18 protein-coding genes and 1 other RNA gene are annotated in these 17,990 nt (G+C 71.6%); 15 read left to right on the top strand and 4 right to left on the bottom strand.

All coding sequences use genetic code 11. The features are described from left to right. Positions 1-74: 74 nt before the first annotated feature. From LAJ50_RS05345 to pepQ, 3 genes are all read left to right on the top strand, one after another. Entirely contained in the window at positions 75-2,408 is a 2,334-nt protein-coding gene (locus LAJ50_RS05345; RefSeq protein ID WP_224096486.1) for a DUF1631 family protein, read from the top strand. Further along, complete coding sequence (locus tag LAJ50_RS05340) at positions 2,405-2,743, top strand: PilZ domain-containing protein (RefSeq protein WP_138654878.1); 339 nt, start codon at positions 2,405-2,407, stop codon at positions 2,741-2,743. The genes LAJ50_RS05345 and LAJ50_RS05340 overlap by 4 nt, the downstream gene beginning before the upstream one ends. 488 nt (positions 2,744-3,231) lie before the next feature. Beyond that, on the top strand, positions 3,232-4,572 hold the full coding sequence (pepQ, locus tag LAJ50_RS05335; protein ID WP_138654876.1) for a Xaa-Pro dipeptidase: 1,341 nt from the start codon (positions 3,232-3,234) through the stop codon (positions 4,570-4,572). Between the two features lie 167 nt (positions 4,573-4,739). Here the strand turns inward: pepQ and LAJ50_RS05330 are convergent, their stop codons facing one another. Together LAJ50_RS05330 and LAJ50_RS05325 are read right to left on the bottom strand one after the other, a co-directional pair. After that, the gene (locus LAJ50_RS05330; RefSeq protein WP_130550878.1) at positions 4,740-6,071 is read right to left on the bottom strand and encodes an aminopeptidase P N-terminal domain-containing protein; all 1,332 of its coding nucleotides are present in this window, start codon (positions 6,069-6,071) and stop codon (positions 4,740-4,742) included. Beyond that, positions 6,071-6,610 carry a UPF0149 family protein gene (locus tag LAJ50_RS05325; protein WP_130550877.1) on the bottom strand — a complete coding sequence of 180 codons (540 nt, stop codon included), beginning with the start codon at positions 6,608-6,610 and terminating at the stop codon, positions 6,071-6,073. The genes LAJ50_RS05330 and LAJ50_RS05325 overlap by 1 nt, the downstream gene beginning before the upstream one ends. 150 nt (positions 6,611-6,760) lie before the next feature. Between LAJ50_RS05325 and LAJ50_RS05320 the strand changes: the two genes are divergently transcribed. The 8 genes from LAJ50_RS05320 (at position 6,761) to LAJ50_RS05285 (ending at position 12,699) form a co-directional block, all read left to right on the top strand. After that, positions 6,761-9,013 (top strand): GGDEF domain-containing phosphodiesterase, encoded by a 2,253-nt coding sequence (locus tag LAJ50_RS05320; RefSeq protein WP_224096485.1) that lies wholly within the window; start codon positions 6,761-6,763, stop codon positions 9,011-9,013. A 57-nt stretch (positions 9,014-9,070) separates the two neighbouring features. After that, a complete protein-coding gene (locus tag LAJ50_RS05315) occupies positions 9,071-9,292 on the top strand; it encodes a TIGR02449 family protein (RefSeq protein WP_130550876.1) in 222 nt (73 codons plus the stop codon). Then, positions 9,289-9,585 carry a cell division protein ZapA gene (locus tag LAJ50_RS05310; RefSeq protein ID WP_130550875.1) on the top strand — a complete coding sequence of 99 codons (297 nt, stop codon included), beginning with the start codon at positions 9,289-9,291 and terminating at the stop codon, positions 9,583-9,585. Before LAJ50_RS05315 ends, LAJ50_RS05310 begins: the two co-directional genes overlap by 4 nt. Positions 9,586-10,044: 459 nt before the next feature. Further along, positions 10,045-10,229, top strand: a non-coding RNA gene (gene ssrS / locus LAJ50_RS05305) — 6S RNA. 55 nt (positions 10,230-10,284) lie between these two features. After that, a complete protein-coding gene (locus LAJ50_RS05300) occupies positions 10,285-10,872 on the top strand; it encodes a 5-formyltetrahydrofolate cyclo-ligase (RefSeq protein WP_138654874.1) in 588 nt (195 codons plus the stop codon). Further along, positions 10,869-11,342 carry an EVE domain-containing protein gene (locus tag LAJ50_RS05295; RefSeq protein WP_130550873.1) on the top strand — a complete coding sequence of 158 codons (474 nt, stop codon included), beginning with the start codon at positions 10,869-10,871 and terminating at the stop codon, positions 11,340-11,342. The genes LAJ50_RS05300 and LAJ50_RS05295 overlap by 4 nt, the downstream gene beginning before the upstream one ends. Before the next feature lie 98 nt (positions 11,343-11,440). Next, positions 11,441-12,088, top strand: a complete 648-nt coding sequence (gene rpiA, locus LAJ50_RS05290; protein ID WP_130550872.1) for a ribose-5-phosphate isomerase RpiA — start codon at positions 11,441-11,443, stop codon at positions 12,086-12,088. Positions 12,089-12,258: 170 nt separating this feature from the next. Continuing rightward, the gene (locus LAJ50_RS05285) at positions 12,259-12,699 is read left to right on the top strand and encodes a GNAT family N-acetyltransferase (protein WP_138654872.1); all 441 of its coding nucleotides are present in this window, start codon (positions 12,259-12,261) and stop codon (positions 12,697-12,699) included. A 209-nt stretch (positions 12,700-12,908) separates the two neighbouring features. Here LAJ50_RS05285 and LAJ50_RS05280 read toward each other — a convergent pair whose 3' ends face one another. Further along, entirely contained in the window at positions 12,909-13,331 is a 423-nt protein-coding gene (locus tag LAJ50_RS05280; RefSeq protein ID WP_138654870.1) for a helix-turn-helix domain-containing protein, read from the bottom strand. A 158-nt stretch (positions 13,332-13,489) separates the two neighbouring features. Between LAJ50_RS05280 and LAJ50_RS05275 the strand changes: the two genes are divergently transcribed. The 3 genes from LAJ50_RS05275 to LAJ50_RS05265 all read left to right on the top strand — a co-directional run bounded on the left by LAJ50_RS05275 (position 13,490) and on the right by LAJ50_RS05265 (position 15,440). Next, positions 13,490-13,999 (top strand): hypothetical protein, encoded by a 510-nt coding sequence (locus tag LAJ50_RS05275; RefSeq protein WP_138654868.1) that lies wholly within the window; start codon positions 13,490-13,492, stop codon positions 13,997-13,999. Between the two features lie 79 nt (positions 14,000-14,078). Next, positions 14,079-14,534 (top strand): DUF192 domain-containing protein, encoded by a 456-nt coding sequence (locus LAJ50_RS05270; protein ID WP_130550868.1) that lies wholly within the window; start codon positions 14,079-14,081, stop codon positions 14,532-14,534. A 60-nt stretch (positions 14,535-14,594) separates the two neighbouring features. Beyond that, entirely contained in the window at positions 14,595-15,440 is an 846-nt protein-coding gene (locus LAJ50_RS05265; RefSeq protein WP_130550867.1) for a SirB1 family protein, read from the top strand. Positions 15,441-15,663: 223 nt separating this feature from the next. Here LAJ50_RS05265 and waaA read toward each other — a convergent pair whose 3' ends face one another. Continuing rightward, positions 15,664-16,956: a lipid IV(A) 3-deoxy-D-manno-octulosonic acid transferase gene (waaA, locus tag LAJ50_RS05260; RefSeq protein WP_138654866.1), complete on the bottom strand. Its 1,293-nt coding sequence runs from the start codon at positions 16,954-16,956 to the stop codon at positions 15,664-15,666. Positions 16,957-17,021: 65 nt separating this feature from the next. On the opposite strand from waaA, the gene lpxL reads away from it, so the two are divergent. Further along, positions 17,022-17,972 (top strand): LpxL/LpxP family Kdo(2)-lipid IV(A) lauroyl/palmitoleoyl acyltransferase, encoded by a 951-nt coding sequence (lpxL, locus tag LAJ50_RS05255; RefSeq protein WP_130550865.1) that lies wholly within the window; start codon positions 17,022-17,024, stop codon positions 17,970-17,972. Positions 17,973-17,990: the final 18 nt, after the last annotated feature.

The raw sequence follows: 17,990 nt of genomic DNA, 5'->3' as shown, positions 1-17,990 counted from the left end.
GCGGCACCTGTGTCGGCCGCGTGTGGCGGTGTGTTACAAAACCGCCGCAAAGCGCATGACCACACTGGGATCCGATGGTCGCTTCAGGGGCTGCTCCACCCTTCTCGGCCGCCGACACGCTGGCGTCGGCGGCCTTGCCCGTGCGCGTGCGCCGGATTCTGGAGACCCTGCTGGCGCAGCTGCGGCCGGCACTGTTCCGGGGCGTGGAGGCCAGCCTGGACGCGCTGGAGCAGGACCTGTCGGTCAGCGCCAATCGCGCCCGCAGCAATGAACTGCAGACCGCCTACCTGGCCCACCTGCAGCACCTGCGCCGCGACCGTCCCCAGGTGCTGCCGACGCTGCTGGCGCGGCTGGAAGCCGAACTGGCCGCGCTGCGCAGCCCACGCGAACCGCCACGGGAGGCCGGGGCGATTCCCACCGTGCTGACCCTGGTCGAGGACGCCGTCATCGATCAGGACATCGTCCTGCAGGACATCGCGCGCCGCCACACCGGTCGCCACCAGGAGGCGCTGTTCCTGCTGTCCCAGCGCCTGGGCGTGCTGGCCGGCAGCCCGGCGCCGGACGAGACGCGCCAGCCGCTGTCGCCGCACTCGCTGTGCCAGGCGCTGCGTGCCGGCGTGGCCAGGCTCGAGGTGGATCTGACCGCCCAGCTGCAGCTGTATCGGCTGTTCGAGCAGCACATGCTGTCCGGCTACGGCGAACTGCTCGACCAGATCGCCCAGACCCTGGGCCGCCAGGGCGTGCTGCCCGGGTTGGTGTTCGCTCCCCAGCGCGGCCGCGCGCCGGTCACGCGCGCTACGCCGGACGTCGCGCCGGCCACGCCGCCGGGCCGGACGGGCCTGCCGCCGGTGGACCTGCCCGGCTGGGTGCGCCCCGGACAGTCGAAGCGCTCGACCGCGCCGGTGGTGAGCTTCGCTTCGCTGCAGCGGCTGCTCTCGGCCGGGCACGCCCGGAGCGGCGCGCGCCCGACGCCGGCCCGGGACCTCCCCACGCCGGCCTGGCAGGCGAACAGTCCCGCGCGCGCGGGGGCTTCGACAAGCGCCGCGATGCCGAACGCCGCCGGCCCAGGCGCCGCCCCGCCGACGGCCGGCCAGCAGGGCGACGGCGGCGCATCCTCCGGACAGGCGCTGCCCACCGCGCACCTGCTCAGCACCCTGCAGACCCTGCAGCTGCAGGTCGCGCAGGGCCATGCGCCGAGCACGCCGCTGGCGCTGGGCGACCTGCGCGAACGCGTCCTGGCCGGCCTGCGGCGCGTGCACGGGCCGCAGGCCGAACTGGCGCGCGAAGATGCCGATACCTTCGAACTGCTGGACCTGCTCTATCACGAGATCGGCCACGAGGTCCGCCGCGGACCGGCCGCGGACCTGCTGGGCCAGCTGCAGGTGCCGGTGGTGCAGGCCGCGCTGAGCGACCGCGCATTCTTCGTGAGCCCGCAGCACCCGGCGCGCGAACTGCTCAACGCCGTGGCCGAGTCCGGCGCCAACTGGCTGGGCGAGGACGACACCGACCCGGCCCTGCTGGCCAAGCTCAAGGCCGCGGTGGCCAAGGTGCTGACCGAGTACACCGGCGATGAGGCGGTGTTCGCCCAGGCCCATCGCGACGTGCAGGACCATTTCCAGACGGCGGCGCGCAAGGCCGAGGTCGCCGAACGGCGGCTGGTGGAGGCCGCGCGCGGGCGCGACCGCCTGGAGAACGCCAAGACCGCCGCCGCGCACACCATCGACCGGGCGCTCGGCGCTCGGCCGGTGCCGCCCTTCGTCCAGGCGCTGCTGTCCCAGGCCTGGGCCGACGTGCTGACCCTGATCCGCCTGCGCAACGGCGAGGACTCGGACGAATGGCGGGAGGTGGCGGCGCTGACCACGCGCATCGCCGAGACGGTGACCGGCGAGGCCGCACCCGCGCCGGCGCTGGCGACGCAGATCGAAAGCGCGCTGGTGAAGATGGGCTACCACAGCGACGAGGCGGCGGTGATCGCCCGGCGCCTGGCCAACACGCCCGAACCCGAGGCACCCGGCGAACCGGCGCTGAAGCTGCAGGCCAAGGTCGCCGCCGCCACGCAGGACGCCCCGCGCAGGGCACCCCCGCCGCCGCCGCGCACCCCGGCCGAACAGGCCAGCTACGAATCGCTGCGGCGGCTGCCGTTCGGCACCTGGTTCGAGTTCGTGCAGAACCAGCAGGGCGACCTGCGCCGGCTGCGCCTGTCCTGGTACAACCCCACCAGCGGCCATGCCCTGTTCGTCAGCGCGCGCGGGCAGAAGGTCGGCGAACACACGCTGGACAGCGTGGCGCGGCTGATGGCCCTCGAGCAGGCGCGCCCGGTCAGCGAGGACCACGGCAGCCTGCTCGACCGCGCCTGGCAGGCCGCCCTGGCCAAGCTGCGCACCCTGGCCGGCATGGAGGCGACATGAGCATCACCGAAGCGCGCCGCGCCCAGCGCCGCAATCCGGACGGCGCCATCGCCGTCACCGACACCATGACCGGCGAACTGGTCGGCCGCGTGGGCAATCTGTCCGAGGCCGGCATGCTGCTGGTGGCCGACGCGCCGGTGCGCGAGGACGCGCTCTACCAGTTCCAGTTCTCGCTGCCGGTCGGCTCCACCGGCCGCGAGACCGACATCGACGTCGGCGCGCACGTGCTGTGGACCGGCGCGGCGCACACCCCAGGCCAGTCGCTGGCCGGCCTGCGCTTCCTCACGGTGTCGGCCGAACACCTGGCCGCGCTGCGCGACTGGATCGAACGCTAGCGCGATCGTACGCGGACGCGCGAAGGCGCGGACGCCGAATTGGGGACGGCCTGGCTGGAAACCTGCGCTGGGAAGCCTGAGGCCCGCGCCGCGCACGCCGCCCCGGCCGATTCGCATCTCAATCCGCTAGCCCTCCTGCCGTCGTTCCCGCGAAAGCGGGAACCCAGAGCCTTTTGCTCGACCTGCCTGGAAGTCCCTGGATCCCCGCGTTCGCGGGGATGACGAGCTTTGAATTGGTAGCGCGGAGCGGATTGGATCCAGGCGAGCACAGGGGGTTTAAGGCTCGTGGCGCACTCCTTAGGAATACTTCTTACCGTCGTTCCCGCGAGCCCGGGAACGACGGATTTGCTGGCCGTGCCCAGGCCGGACGCCATCACGTGCACCCATGCGCCGCCGCTCGCCCACTCCAAAGCACAGCACATCGCGACAAGAGACCCGAGCCGGCGGCGGGTAAACTCCGCGGCTCTTTCGCCGCACGAGTCGCCGCCATGTCCCTGCCCGATCCCGCCCCGCTGTACGCCGCCCACCTGGACACGCTCAAGGCGCGCGCGGACCAGGCGCTGGCGCGCGGCGGCCTGGACCATCTGGTGATCCCCAGCGGGCGCCTGCACTACCAGCATGCTGACGACCTGAACTACCCGTTCTACGTCAACCCGCAGTTCAAGGCCTGGCTGCCGCTGACGCGCGTGCCCGACAGCTGGATCGTGTACACGCCCGGCCAGCGTCCGCGCCTGATCTTCCTGCAGCCGCGCGACTATTGGCACGTGGTGCCGGCCGCGCCGAGCGGCTGGTGGGTCGAGCACTTCGACATCGACATCATCCGCACCGCCGACCAGGCCGCCGCCCTGCTGCCCGGGGACGTCGCGCGCTGCGCGATCCTGGGCGAGGCGCACAGCGCGCTGGGCGCCTACGTGCCCAACAATCCCGAGGCGGTGATCGACTACCTGGCCTATCACCGCGCCTACAAGACGCCCTACGAGATCGCGCTGATGCGCCAGGCGCAGGCGCTGGCCGTGCGCGGGCATCGCGCGGCCGAGGCGGCCTTCCGCGCCGGCGCCAGCGAGTTCGACATCCACATGGCCTACTGCGCCGCGGTCGGTCAGGACGCGGCCGAGCTGCCCTACGGCAACATCATCGGCCTCAACGAACACGCCGCGGTGCTGCACTACACCGAACTGGAGCGCGCCGCGCCCGCGCAGTCGCACAGCTTCCTGATCGACGCCGGCGCCAGCGCCGCCGGCTATGCCAGCGACATCACCCGCACCTATGCGGCCGACGCCGCCAGCGAGTTCCAGGCCATGATCGACGCGCTGGACGCCGCGCAGCTCCGCATGGGCAACGCCGTGGCCCCGGGCGTGGATTACAAGCAGCTGCACCTCGACGCGCACCTGTCGCTGATGGGCATCCTCAAGGACTTCGGCGTGATCAAGGTGTCGCCCGAGGCGGCGCTGGCCAGCGGCGTGTCGGCGGCGTTCTTCCCGCACGGCCTGGGCCATTCGATCGGCCTGCAGGTGCACGACGTGGCCGGCTTCGCGGCCTCCGATCGCGGCGGCCGCATCGAGCGCCCGGAAGGCCATCCCTATCTGCGCCTGACCCGCGTGCTGGAGCCGGGCATGGTGGTGACCATCGAGCCGGGCCTGTACTTCATCGACATGCTGCTGGATGACGCCAAGGCCGCCGGCCATGGCGAGGCGATCGACTGGGCGCGCGTGGCGCAGTTCAAGCCCTATGGCGGCATCCGCATCGAGGACGAGGTGCTGTGCACCGAGACCGGCGCCGACAACCTCACCCGGCCGGCGTTCGCCGACGCGGCATCGCATTCGCGCTGACGCCCCGAGGCTTGCTTCACAGACCTCGGGTCCCGCCTCGTCAGCCTCCAGGCCTCCGCCGCTTCGCGGCCGCCCCTGACTCAGGGGCTCTCCTCTAGAACGTGATCAGCGCTCGGTGGGGCGCCTCGTTCGGTGGGCGCCGCCATGGCGGCGCCCACCCGGCAGCTTCAGATGCTGCCGCCGGCCATGACCGCTTCGATCTCGTCGGCGCTGCGCGCCAGGGCGGCGGTCAGCACGCGGTGGCCGTCGGCGGTGATGGCCACGTTGTCCTCGGTGCGGATGCCGATGCCGCGCCACTTCGCGTCCACGCTGGTGTCGTCGGGCGAGATGTACAGGCCGGGCTCGATGGTGAACACCATGCCCGGCTCGAGCAGGCGCGACTCGCCCTGCAGGCGATAGTCGCCCACGTCGTGCACGTCCAGGCCCAGCCAGTGACCGGTCTTGTGCCGGTAGAAGCGCTTGTAGCTGCCGTCGGCGATGCACTTCTCCAGCCTGCCCTTGAGCAGGCCCAACTGCAGCAGCCCTTCGGTGAGCACCTCCACCGCCGCCTCGTGGCCGGCCTCGTACGGCACGCCCGGGCGCGCCTGCGCCAGCGCGGCGGCCTGCGCGGCGCCGACCAGGTCGTGCAGCTGGCGCTGCGCCTTGCCGAAGCGCCCGTCCACCGGAAAGGTGCGGGTGATGTCGGCAGCGTAGTTGCGGTACTCGGCACCAGCGTCGATCAGCACCAGATCGCCCGCCCGGGCCTGCGCGGTGTTGGCCACGTAATGCAGCGTGCAGGCGTTGGCGCCGGCGCCGACGATGCTGCCGTAGGCCGGCCAGGCGTCGCTGGCGCGGAACACGCATTCGATCACCGCCTGCAGCTGGTACTCGCGCACGCCGGCATGGGCGCCGCGCATCGCGGCCAGGTGCGCGTCGATGCTGATCTCGGCCGCGCGCTGCATCAGCTTGAGCTCGTCGGCGGACTTGAACAGCCGCTGCTCGTGCAGCAGGTGGCCCAGTTCCAGGAACTCGTGCGGTGGCTGCCCGCCGCCGCGCGCCTGGGCGCGCACCTGGTTGACCCAGCCGATCAGCTTGAGGTCGAACTCGGTGTCGCGGCCGAAGTGGTAGTACACCCGCGAGCGGCCTTCCAGCATGCCCGGCAGGATCTCGTCCATGTCCTCGATCGGATAGGCATCGTCCATGCCGTAGCCGTCCACCGCGCCCTGCTGGCCGATGCGCGGGCCGTCGTAGACCTCGCGCGCCGGGTCGCGGTCGCGGTTGAACAGGATCACCTCGCCGTGGCGGCGGCCCGGGATCAGCACCAGCACCGCGCCGGGCTCGGGATAGCCGGTCAGATACCAGAAATCCGAATCCTGCCGATACGGATAGTGCGTGTCGTTACTGCGCACGCGCTCGGGCGCGGCCGGCAGCACCAGGATGGCGTCCTCGCCGGCCATGCGCATCAGGGCCTTGCGCCGGCGCGCGAACTCGGCCGCGCCGATGCCGGTGGCCGCCCGCATCAGTTCAGGCTTTTGCGGTGGCGCGGCGCCAGGACGCAGTCGCCGTGCAGCAGCAGGACCGCCACGCGCACGAATTCCTCGATCTCGGCCAGCGCGTCCTCGTCCTCTTCGCCCTCGCCCAGCTCGGGGCTGGCCTGGGCCAGCTTGCCCAGGTCAGCCAGGGCCTCGGCGCCATCGTCGGACAGCGGCGCATCGCCGACGGCGGCCAGGCCGAACCCGCCCAGGAACGCCCGGCACCAGTCGAACAGCGCCTGCGCGCGCTCCTCCAGGCCGGATGAGGGATCGGGCAGCAGCAGGTCGAAGCCGAAGCCGCGATCCTCCAGCTGGGTGGCGGTGGTGGTGCGCAGCGCGTCCAGCGCGCCGTCGGCCGGCGGGGTCGGCAGCGACGGATCGGCGAGCACGCGCGCCGGCCAGTCCTGCGCGTTGGCGCCGCCGCCGGCCAGCCAGCCGCACAGCGCGCCGTGGAGTTCGTAGGGGCTGGCGCCGAGGGCCAGCGCGCGCGCGGCCTGGTCGACGTCCTCGGGGGTGGGCAGGCTCATGGGGTCACCTGCGCACGGTCGGACATGGAAAACGGATGCATCGGCGCAGTGTAAATCGAAAGCCCGCAACGCCGCTTGTTGTGTGACGGCGCTCACGCCTACACTGCCGGACAGCGCCTGTCCTGGCCGCCGCGCCGGAGCCATGCCCCCGTGATTCCCCCGTTCCTCCAGTCCGCCCCGCCTGGCGCGATCGCCGCGCAGACATCGTTGTCACCGGTGGCGATGGCGCTGGCCGCGCTGGTGCTGTTCGGCGTGATCGCGGCCGGCACGCGCGCGCTGTGGTGGCCGCGCCTGCGCCGCCCCCGCCCGCACGCCGCGGCCGCGGCGCCGGGCGAGGACCCGCTCAAGCTGGCGCTGTGGGCCTCCGGCGAGGTGTTCTGGGAGTACGACCTGGTCCAGCGCCGCCTGCAGCGCATGCGCGCCGACGAGCAGTCCGCCTCCAGCCACGCCATCGCCATGCTCACCCGCGTCGGCGACGTGCCCACCGTGCACCCGCACGACCTGCCGCTGCTAACCCAGCGCCTGCACGACCATCTGCGCGGGGAGACGCCGCTGTTCATGTCCGAACACCGCATGGACCTGCACGGCCAGGGCGAATGGATCTGGGTGCGCGCCCGTGGCCGGGTGGTCGAGACCGACGCCCACGGTCGCGCCCTGCGCCTGGCCGGCACCGCGCGCGACATCAGCGCCAGCCGCCGCGCCGAATACGAACACCGCGTGGCCAGCGAGGTCATGCGCAGCATGAGCGAGGCGGTGGCGGTGCTCGACGCCGATTACCGCTTCATCACCGTCAACCCGTCCTTCAGCCGCATGACCGGCTACGACGGCGCCGAGGTCGCCGGCCAGCCGCTGTCGCTGCTGGACAGCCGGCAGAAGCTGGGCGATGGCGCCTCGCGCATGAGCCAGCAGCTGGCGCGCGAGGGCCGCTGGTCGGGCGAGGCCTGGAAGGTGCGCAAGGACGGCGAGGAGATCCTGTGCCGGATCGAGACCAACGTGGTGCCCGACGGCAGCGGGCAGCGGCCGATGGTGGTGCTGGTGCTGGGCGACATCACCGAGCAGAAGCGCGCCGAACAGGAACTGCGCTACCTGGCCAACTACGACACGCTGACCAGCCTGCCCAACCGCTCGCTGCTGTCCGAGCGGCTCTCGCGCGCGGTGGTGCGCGCGCGCCGCGAGAAGGGCCGCGTGGCGGTGCTGTTCATCGACCTGGACCGCTTCAAGGACATCAACGATTCGCTCGGCCACGCCACCGGCGATCGCATCCTGCGCGCGGCCGCCACGCGCGTGCAGCAGACCGTCGGCGCCCAGCACACCGTGGCGCGGCTGAGCGGCGACGAGTTCACGGTGGTGCTGGAGGGCATCGCCACGCCGATCGACGCCGAGCGCGTGGCCGAACGCATCATCCAGGCCTTCACCCAGCCGCTGTCCTTCGGCGACCGGCTGGAGCTGGCGGTCTCGCCCTCGATCGGCATCAGCCTCTATCCCGACCACGCCCAGGTCCCCACCGAGCTGCTCAAGCACGCCGACACCGCCATGTACCAGGCCAAGGCCGCCGGCCGCCACACCTGGGCGGTGTACTCCGAGGTCATGGACGAGAAGACCCGCCACCGCGCCATCCTGGCCAGCGCACTGCGCCGGGCGCTGGAACGCGAGGAACTGCGCGTGGTCTACCAGCCGCGCATGTCGCTGCATCGCGACCGCATCACCGGCACCGAGGCGCTGCTGCGCTGGGAGAGCCGCGAACTGGGCGAGATCTCGCCCAGCCAGTTCATCCCGCTGGCCGAGGAAAGCGGCCTGATCGTGGACATCGGCATCTGGGCGCTGCGCCAGGCCTGCCAGACCCTGCGCAGCTGGCACGACGCCGGCCTGACCCATCTGAGCGTGGCGGTCAACGTCTCGGCCCTGCAGCTGCAGCGCGGCGACCTGGCCGACGTGGTCGCGCGCGTGCTGACCGAAAGCGGCGTGGACGCCTGCGCGCTGGAGCTGGAGCTGACCGAAAGCGTGCTGATGGCCAACCCCGAACAGAGCAGCAGCGTGCTGCAGGCCTGCCGCGCGCTGGGGGTGTCGATCGCGATCGACGATTTCGGCACCGGCTATTCCTCGCTGGCCTATCTCAAGCGCCTGCCGCTGACCACGCTGAAGATCGACCAGACCTTCGTGCGCGACCTGGACCAGAACCTGGAGGACGAGGCCATCACCAGCGCGATCATCGCCCTGGCCCAGTCGCTCTCGCTCAAGGTGGTGGCCGAGGGCGTGGAGACCTCCGCGCAGCTGGCCTTCCTGCGCCAGCGCGGCTGCGACGAGGTCCAGGGCCACTACGTCGCCCGCGCGATGGAACGCGTGCAATGCCTGGAATTCCTGCGCGACTACGATCCCGATCCAAACCTGCGCGCCAGCGCCTGAACCCCGCCCGCGCCGCCCAACTTGACCGCCCGCCGGCCGCGTGCCTAAGGTGCCGCAATGAACCCGCCCGATGCCATCGAACAGCTGCGCGCCCTGGCCTCGCGCCTGCAGGAGCTGGGCGACCGCTGCCAGCGGCTGACGGAGGAGAACCGCAGCCTGCGCGTGCAGCAGGAGCAGCTGACCAGCGAGCGCTCGCAGCTGCTGGCCAAGAATGAACTGGCGCGGTCGCGCGTGGAGGCGATGATCACCCGCCTGCGCTCGCTGGAGCAGCACACGTGAGCAGCACCGAACCGGTCAACGTCCACATCCTGGATCGCGAGTACACCATCGGCGTGGAGCCGGGCGAGCGCGGCAGCCTGATGGCGGCGGCCAAGCTGCTGGACACGCGCATGCGCGAGGTGCGCGGCGCGCACCGCATGGCCTCGGCCGACCGCATCGCGGTGCTGGCCGCGCTCAACCTGGCGCACGAACTGCAGCAGCTGCGCGATCAGCAGGCCGCGCAGGACAGCGAACTGACGCGCACCCTCGCCGATCTGCACCGCCGCCTGGACACCTGGCTCGAACCGCGCTGACGCGGACGCCAGGTGGGGGCCGCCATGGCGGCGGGTGGCTTCACCGGGAGAGCGTCATCGCCGCCATGGCGGCTCCCACAAAAAAAGCGGTCAGTTGCGCAGTGACGCAGCGCCAGTTCCTGCCCTCCGCAGTTCGGCCTGTCGTCCTCGTCATTCCATCCCACGCTTGTGGGAGCCGCCATGGCGGCGAAGGGCCCTGCCGGGAAAGCCTCGTCGCCGCCATGGCGGCTCCCACCAAGCCCTCGCTTGCTGCGGCTCTGTCTGTCCTGCTCGTCATCCCGTGCATCGGTGGGTCCGCGATCGCGGCGGTGAAACCTGCGCAGCAAGGCTTCGCCGCTGCATCGCAGCGATCACGATGACGTGCGCGGCCCACACATCCGCTGCACCTCCGCCACCGCGCACTGAACCGTGCCGACGAACGGCCTAGGCAAACGTCGAGGCATCGCTATACTGGCCGCGCATCCTCTGCTGTGATCGACAGCGTGCAAAACATTCGCCTTGTCCCTTAATGACGACCGCGGGGCAGCAACGGAAGCCGGGAGCGCAAGTCCGCCTTGTAGCGGGAAGCCCGATGGCCCCCAAGCTGTCCCACTTGAACCCCGGGTTCAAGGTCGTTTCGCCGCATCGCCATTGGCGGAGGATGTCTTCAATCTTCTAGAATTGCCGCGCCCTGCACCAGGACGCGGCATTCTTTTTTCCATGAGCGACAGCGACGCCCTGCCCGCCCTGCGTGCCCGCCTACGCGAACGCCGCCGCGCCCTGCCCGCGGCGGCGCGCATCGCCGGCGCCGAGGCGCTGGCCACGCGACTGCTGGCGCTGCCGTTCCTGCCCGAGCGCGGCTACGTCGCCGGTTACTGGGCCACCGATGGCGAGATCGGCCTGCACGCCTTCCAGCTCAAGCTGCCCGCCGGCCTGGTCTATTGCCTGCCGGTGCTGCACGGCGAGGAGCTGCGCTTCGCCCCGTGGCGCGCGGGCGATGGCCTGGTGACCAACCGCTTCGGCATTCCCGAACCCGACGTGGCGCCGTCCTCGGCGCTGGAACCGGAACAGATGGCGCTGGTGGTGATGCCGCTGGTCGGCTTCGACGACACCGGCCACCGGCTGGGCATGGGCGGCGGCTGGTACGACCGCAGTTTCGCCGCGCGCACCGCGAGCGCGCCGCCGCCGTGGCTGGTGGGCGTGGGTTTCGAAACCCAGCGCACCGAACTGCCGCCGCCACGCGCCTGGGACGTGCGTCCCGACGCGATCTGCACCGAATCGTCCATGCTGATCCTGGAACCGCGATGACCGCCCGCCGCCGCTACTGGCTGATGAAGTCCGAACCGGACGACTTCTCCATCGATGACCTGCGACGCGTGGGCACCGAGCCGTGGACCGGCGTGCGCAACTACCAGGCGCGCAACTTCATGAAGGCCATGCAGGTCGGCGACGGCGTGCTGTTCTACCACTCCAATGCCGAGGTGCCGGGCATCTACGGCGTGGCCGAGGTGGCGACCCCGGCCTATCCCGACCCGAGCCAGTTCGACAAGCAGTCCAAGTACTACGACCCCAAATCCGATCCGGCGCAGCCGCGCTGGGAACTGGTGGACGTCAAGTACGTGCGCCACCTCAAGCGCGGCGTCAGCCTGGCGCAGATCCGCGAGCATGCCGATGCGCTCGGCGAGGACTTCGCGCTGATCCGCAAGGGCACGCGGCTGTCGGTGCTGCCGGTGACGGCGGCGCAGTGGAAGCTGCTGCTGTCCCTGGAGCAGGCGTGAGCGAAGCGGCGTGAGACGTGAGCGAACGCTCGCCTCCCGCGCATCGCCTACGCTCCTGCCTTCCCCCTTCTCACCTCTCTCCACTCACACCTGCCCTCATGACCGAAGCCAAGCGCCTGGCCGCCGAAAAAGCCATGGATTACCTCGAAGACGGCATGATCGTCGGTGTCGGCACCGGCTCGACCGTGGCCTACTTCATCGACGCGCTCGGCCGCGAGCCCTCGCGCATCAAGGGCGCGGTGTCCAGCTCCGAGCAGAGCACCGCGCGGCTGAAGGCGCACGGCATCGAGGTGCTGGACCTCAACCACACCGGCACCCTGTCGCTGTACGTGGACGGCGCCGACGAATGCGATCCGCGCAAATGCCTGATCAAGGGCGGCGGCGCGGCGCTGACGCGCGAGAAGATCATCGCCCAGGCCAGCGCGCGCTTCGTGTGCATCGTCGACCCGTCCAAGCAGGTGCCGGTGCTGGGCCGCTTCCCGCTGCCGGTGGAGGTGATCCCGATGGCGCGCAGCCTGGTGGCGCGGGAAATCCTGGCCTTGACCGGCGGCCAGCCGGTCTGGCGCGACGGCGTGGTCACCGACAACGGCAACGTGGTGCTGGACGTGCACAACCTGTCGATCACCGACCCGGTGGCGATGGAGACCGCGCTCAACCAGATCCCGGGCGTGGTCAGCGTCGGTCTGTTCGCGCGCCGCCCGGCCGACGTGGTCATCGTCGGCGGCGAGCCGCCGCAGGTGCTGTAAGCCACACGGAGATCATCGGTGGAGGCCGTTCGTACCGTCGTGCCGCGCGATCCGCGCACGGCAGGGCGCGACGCCGGCGCCGCTACTCACCGGGCACCGTGCCGACGCGACCGCGCGCCTGTTAGGCCACGCCGGTCCGGTCGCCGCCACCGCTGCCCGCCAGGCGCGGCATGAAGATCATCGTGCGCGACGCGGCGGCGGCCGATGCACCGGCCCTGCGCGCGCTGTTCCTGGCCTCACGCCGCGCGACCTTCGTCTGGCAGCCGGCCGGTGCGTTCCGGCTGACCGACTTCGACACCCAGACCGAAGGCGAGCGGCTCAGGGTCGCTGAGGTCGGCGGGCAAATCGCCGGCTTCGTGTCCGTCTGGGAGCCCGACCGTTTCATCCACCACCTGCACGTGCACCGTACGCACCACCGCGGCGGCGTCGGGCGCGCGCTGCTGCACGCGCTGCCGGGCTGGCCGGCCACCCGCTACCGGCTCAAGTGCCTGTGCGCCAACGCACCGGCGCTGGCGTTCTATGCGGCGTGCGGCTTCGTCGAGATCGGCGCCGGCAGCGCGGCCGACGGCGAGTATCTGCTGCTGGAGTCCGGCGGCCGGGACGGCCCATGACCGTCCCTCTGCGGGACCGCCCCTGGTAGGCCGGCCGAGGCGTTCTCACGCCTCGCACTGAGAGGTCATGTGACCAAGATTGCAGCGGCGGGGATGCCTGCCGTTGCCGTGGCAGCCGCCCTCGTGGCCCTTCTGGCCCATGGCGGCGAAGAGGTTCACCGGTAGAGCCGTCGCCGCCTGGGCGGCTCCCTCGGGCTCGGCGCCTGGAATCAGGCGCGCTTGGGGCGGCCGCGGCGCTTGCCTGCATGGCGCTGGCCCAGCACGCGCACCAGCTGGTGCACCAGCGCCTTCTCGTCCTGGTCCAGCAGCGCCAGGCCCTCGACCAGGGTGCGCTCCTCGGCATTTCCGGGATGCCAGGCCTCGCTCATCTTCTCGCCCAGGCGCAGCTGCCTGCCGCCGAAGGCCAGTTCCGCGGCTTCGATGCCCAGGGCCTCGGCCAGGCCCTCGATCTGCTCCAGCCGCGGCATGTGCTTGCCGTTGCGCCAGTTGGACACGGTCTGGGTGGTCACCGCGATACCGTGACGGCCGAACAGCTTGAGCAGGTCGCCGTCGCTGAGCGCGGAGCGGCCCGACGCTTCGAGCGCCTTGTTGAAACGGCCGGCGAAGCGTTGCCGTCTGTGCGCGATATCCATGCGGGGACGGTAGCGAGCATGGGGTCTCGAACCTGCGCACACGACTTTCAAATAAAGTAAAGTTTCGCTTTAGACAAGACCGACTTCTCGCCCGGCCGGATGCGCACGCCACCGCGTGTGCCTGCATGGAGCGGGGGCCGCACACGACAGGACGTCGCATGCACCAGAGCTCTCCCTACGCCGCAGCCGAAGCCTCCTACCGCTGGATCGACTACCGCCTGGCCTATGCGCAGGTGCTGGAACGGCACGGCGATCCCGCGAGCTGCCTGCTCGAGCTGTTCGTGTTCCGCGTCTGGCTGTCGCAGTTCGCGCTGGTGCGGGTCCAGGGCGGTCCGTTGCCCCGGCGCGCCGCCCGCGGCGAAGGCACGCCACACCCGCCGCTGTGGCTGCTGTCCAAGCAGGCCGAGGCCGCGGGAATCGCCGAAGACGCCGCCCGCGGCGCGCTGGCCGCGCTGCTCGAACGCCGCTTCGCGCATTACGACGATGCCGCCACGCGGGCCCGCACGCCCGACGATCCGCTCGGCCTAGAGGCCGCGGCCGCCGCATTGGCCCGCCTGCTGTTCCGGCAGCCGGACCCGGCCATCGTGGATGGCCTGGCGCGGCGGGCGCGCGGGCAGTACGCCGGGATCGCCCAGGCCTACGATGATCCGCAGCCCATGACGTGGTGAGCGGATCGCACCTGCGGCACTTGACCTGCCCCAGGCCTTGCACGATGGTGCGCGTCCCGATCGCCCGCCCCCGCCCCGCATGTCCTTCCGCGTCCCGCTGCTCGCCACGCTCCTGCTGATCTGCGCCACCGGTTGCGCGCGCACGCCGTGGGTGGAACTGGCCGGACAGCGCTACCAGGTCGAGATCGCCGACGACGAGGGCGAGCGTCAGCGCGGGCTGATGTTCCGCGACGAACTGGGCCAGGACCACGGCATGCTGTTCATCCACGACGACGAGCAGCCGCTGTCGTACTGGATGAAGAACACCCACATTCCGCTGGACATCCTCTACTTCGACCACGACCTCAAGCTGGTCGGCCAGCAGCGCGACGTGCCGCCGTGCAGCGCCGGCAACGCCTGTCCGTCCTACCCCAGCAAGGCCCCGGCGCTGTACGTGCTGGAGCTCAACGCGGGCCAGGCCGCCAGGCTCGGCCTCAAGGACGGCGCCGCGCTGAAAGTGGACCCCCGCGTCGAGCTGAAAGCCCGGCCCAACTGAGCCGGGATCGCGCGCGCGGACAGGCTTGATAAGCCGCGCGATTGCCTGCAGTCTGTGGGCATGGGGGATCGACTGACACTGCCGGATTGGGGTTCGTTGGCCAGCCAGGCCGACGATGCGCTGCCGCTGCTGGGCACCGCGCTGCTGATCGCGCGCGATGAATACCCGCAGCTGGATGCCGACCTCTACGACACGCTGGTACAGAGCCACGCCGAGCACCTGCGCCGCGAGATCGACCTGATCGCCTCCTGGCCGCTGAAGATGGCGGCGATCAACCGCCATCTGTTCGAGGAGCTGGGCTACGCCGGCGACCACGACGAGTACTACGACCCGCGCAACAGCTACCTCAACGAGGTGTTCGAGCGGCGCCTGGGCAATCCCATCTCGCTGGCGGTGGTGCAGATCGAGGTGGCGCGCCGGCTGGGCGTGCCGCTGGACGGGGTGTCCTTCCCGGGGCATTTCCTGGTGCGCCTGCCGGTGGACGACGGCATCCTGGTGATGGACCCGTTCAACGGCGGCCGGCCGCTGGGCGCCGACGAGCTGCGCGAGCGCGCCAAGCCGCACCTGGGCGGCGACGTGCCCGACGACAACGCGCTGCTGCAGATCCTGGACCCGGCCTCGCACCGGGCGATCCTGGTGCGCGTGCTGCGCAACCTGCAGGGCGTCTACGCCGAGCGCGAGCAATGGGACCGCGCCGCGCGCAGCGCCGACCGCGTGCTCAAGCTGGTGCCCGACCAGCCCGACGCGCTGCGCGACCGCGGCCTGGCCTATCTGAAGCTGGATTACGCCAAGGGCGCGCAGGCCGACCTGTCGCGCTATCTGCACGTGGCGCCCAAGGCCAACGACGCCGACGCGATCCGCGAGCGGCTGATCGAACTCAATGCCGGGCGTTCGCGGACGCATTGAGGCTCTGGCGGGAGCTGCCCGTCCTGGGAGTTTGTTGCGGCTGTCGGGAGCGCCTTAGCGCCGCCGTTGGCGGATGCGCACCGCGATTGTTGCTCCATGTGGGAGCTGGAGCGGTGGATGGCGGCAATGGCCTGGAGGAAGGCGGAGACGGCGGCTTTCGTGGGGAAGGCCAAGACAAGGCGCCGGGTTCCCGCGTTCGCGGGAACGACACCTGCGTGCGCGGCTAGTAGGGACGCAGGTCCGGGGCGACCATCGCCATCGTGCGGCCCAGGGCGCCGCGGCCGCGTTCGACCAGCAGGCAGCCGGCCTGGGCCATCCGCTCGCGCCGCGGCGCATCGGCCAGCAGGGCCTCGACCAGGCGGCCAACCTCCTCGGCATCGCGGCCGATCTCCAGGGCACCGGCCTCCTGCAGGCGGCGCGAGATCTCCACGAAGTTGTGCAGGTGCGGGCCGGTGACCATCGCGGTGCCGACCGCGGCGGGTTCGAGCAGGTTGTGGCCGCCGATGGCCTGCAGGCTGCCGCCGACGAAGGCCACCTGCGCGCAGGCGTAGAAGCTCATCAGTTCGCCCAGCGTGTCGAGCACGAAGACCGTGTCGCCCGGGCGCGGCCAACCCGCCACACTGCGTCGGCCGACCCGCCAGCCGGCGGCCTGGGCCGCCTCCGCCACCCGCCCGAAGCGCTCGGGGTGGCGTGGTGCCCACAGCAGCAGCAGGTCGGGGAAGCGGGCCAGCAGCCGGCGGTGGATGGCCACGACCTGGGCCTCCTCGTCCGGATGGGTGCTGGCGGCGATCCACACCGGCCTGGGGCCGACGTGGTCGGCGAACTGCGCCACCAGCGCGTCCAGGCCCTGCGGCACGGCGATGTCGAACTTGAGGTTGCCGGTATCGACGATGGCCGCCGGCGAGGCGCCGAGGTGCACGAAGCGCTGGCCATCGGCGGTGGACTGGGCGCCGATGCGGTGCACGCTCGCCACCACGCGGCGGATCAGCGGCGCCAGCATGCGATAGCCGCGCAGCGAGCGCTCGGACAGCCGCGCGTTGAGGATGTAGCTGCGGATGCCGCGGTCGCGGCAGCCCAGCAGCAGGTTGGGCCACAGCTCGGTCTCCATCACCAGCGCCACGCCGGGCTGGAAGTGCGCCAGGAAGCGCCCGACCGCGCCGGGCAGGTCGTAGGGCGCGTAGACGTGCAGCACCGCATCGCCCCACAGCGCGCGCACGCGGTCCGAGCCGGTCGGGGTGATGGTGGTGATCAGCAGCTTCAGGTGCGGATGGTCGCGGCGCAGGGCATCGACCACCGGCGCGGCGGCGTTGACCTCGCCCACCGAGACCGCGTGCACCCACACGTCCACCTCGTGCGGCGCGCCGCTCCAGGCGGCGTAGCGTTCGCCCCAGCGCTGGAAATAGCCCGGCACGCGGAACCCGCGCCAGATCAGGTGGTAGACCGTGGCCGGCGTCAGCACGTAGAGCACGGCCGAATACAGGGCACGCAACCATGTTTCGGTCAGGTCACGACGCATCGGGCGCAAGGATACGAGAAAGCGCGCGGCGCGGGGTCGGCGCGGCAGGTCCTACAATGGCGGCCATGACCGACCGTTCCGCGCAGGCCGCGCCGCGCCAGGCCACGCCCTTCGATCCCGGCCCGGCGCCGCTGACCCCGTCCACCTGGCCCACCTGGATCGGCATCGGCCTGGCCGCGCTGGCCGCGCGCCTGCCCTGGGGCCTGCAGCGCCGCCTGGGCCGGCCGCTGGGCGGACTGCTCAAGCTGGCCCTGGGCGCGCGCCGCAAGGTCGCCGCGCGCAACCTGGAGCTGTGCTTCCCCGAGCTGGACCCGGCCGCGCGCGCGCGGCTGCTGGACGAGGCGTTCGCCGCGCTGGGCGTGGGCCTGTTCGAGTTCGCACGCGCCTGGTGGGGCGATGTGGCGCCGATGCGCCGCGACCTGCGCGTGGAAGGCCTGGAGCATCTGCAGGCCGCGCAGGCCGGCGGGCGCGGGGTGATCGTGATCTCCGGCCACTTCACCACGCTGGAACTGTCCGCGCGGCTGATGTGCGACTACGCGCCGCTGGCCGGCATGTACCGCCCGCACGCCACCGGGGCGATGGAGTGGGCGGTCAAGCGCGGCCGGCTGCGCTATGCCACGGCGATGTTCGGCCGCGAGGAGCTGCGCCCGGCGCTCAAGCACCTCAAGCAGGGCGGGCTGCTGTGGTTCGCTCCGGACCAGGACACGCGCCGTGGCGACAGCGTGTTCGTGCCGTTCTTCGGCCGGCCGGCCTACAGCCTGACCTCGACCCACCAACTGGCGCGGCTGTCGGGCGCGGCGGTGATCGCGTTCGCCCACGAGCGCCGGCCCGACGGCGGCTACACGCTGCGGCTGTCGCCGGCGTTCGAGGAGTTCCCGTCCAAGGACGCCACCGCCGACACGGCGCGGGTGATGGCGGCGATCGAGGCGATGGTCCGCGCGGTGCCGGCGCAGTACCTGTGGATCCATCGCCGCTTCAAGCGCCAGCCGGACGGGCGCGGCGCGCTGTATCGGTGAGGCAGGCGCGGGGGGAGC

It is taken from the genome of Pseudoxanthomonas sp. X-1 (assembly GCF_020042665.1).
Lineage (GTDB): Bacteria > Pseudomonadota > Gammaproteobacteria > Xanthomonadales > Xanthomonadaceae > Pseudoxanthomonas_A > Pseudoxanthomonas_A spadix_A.
This window is presented reverse-complemented; position numbering and strand designations above follow the sequence as displayed.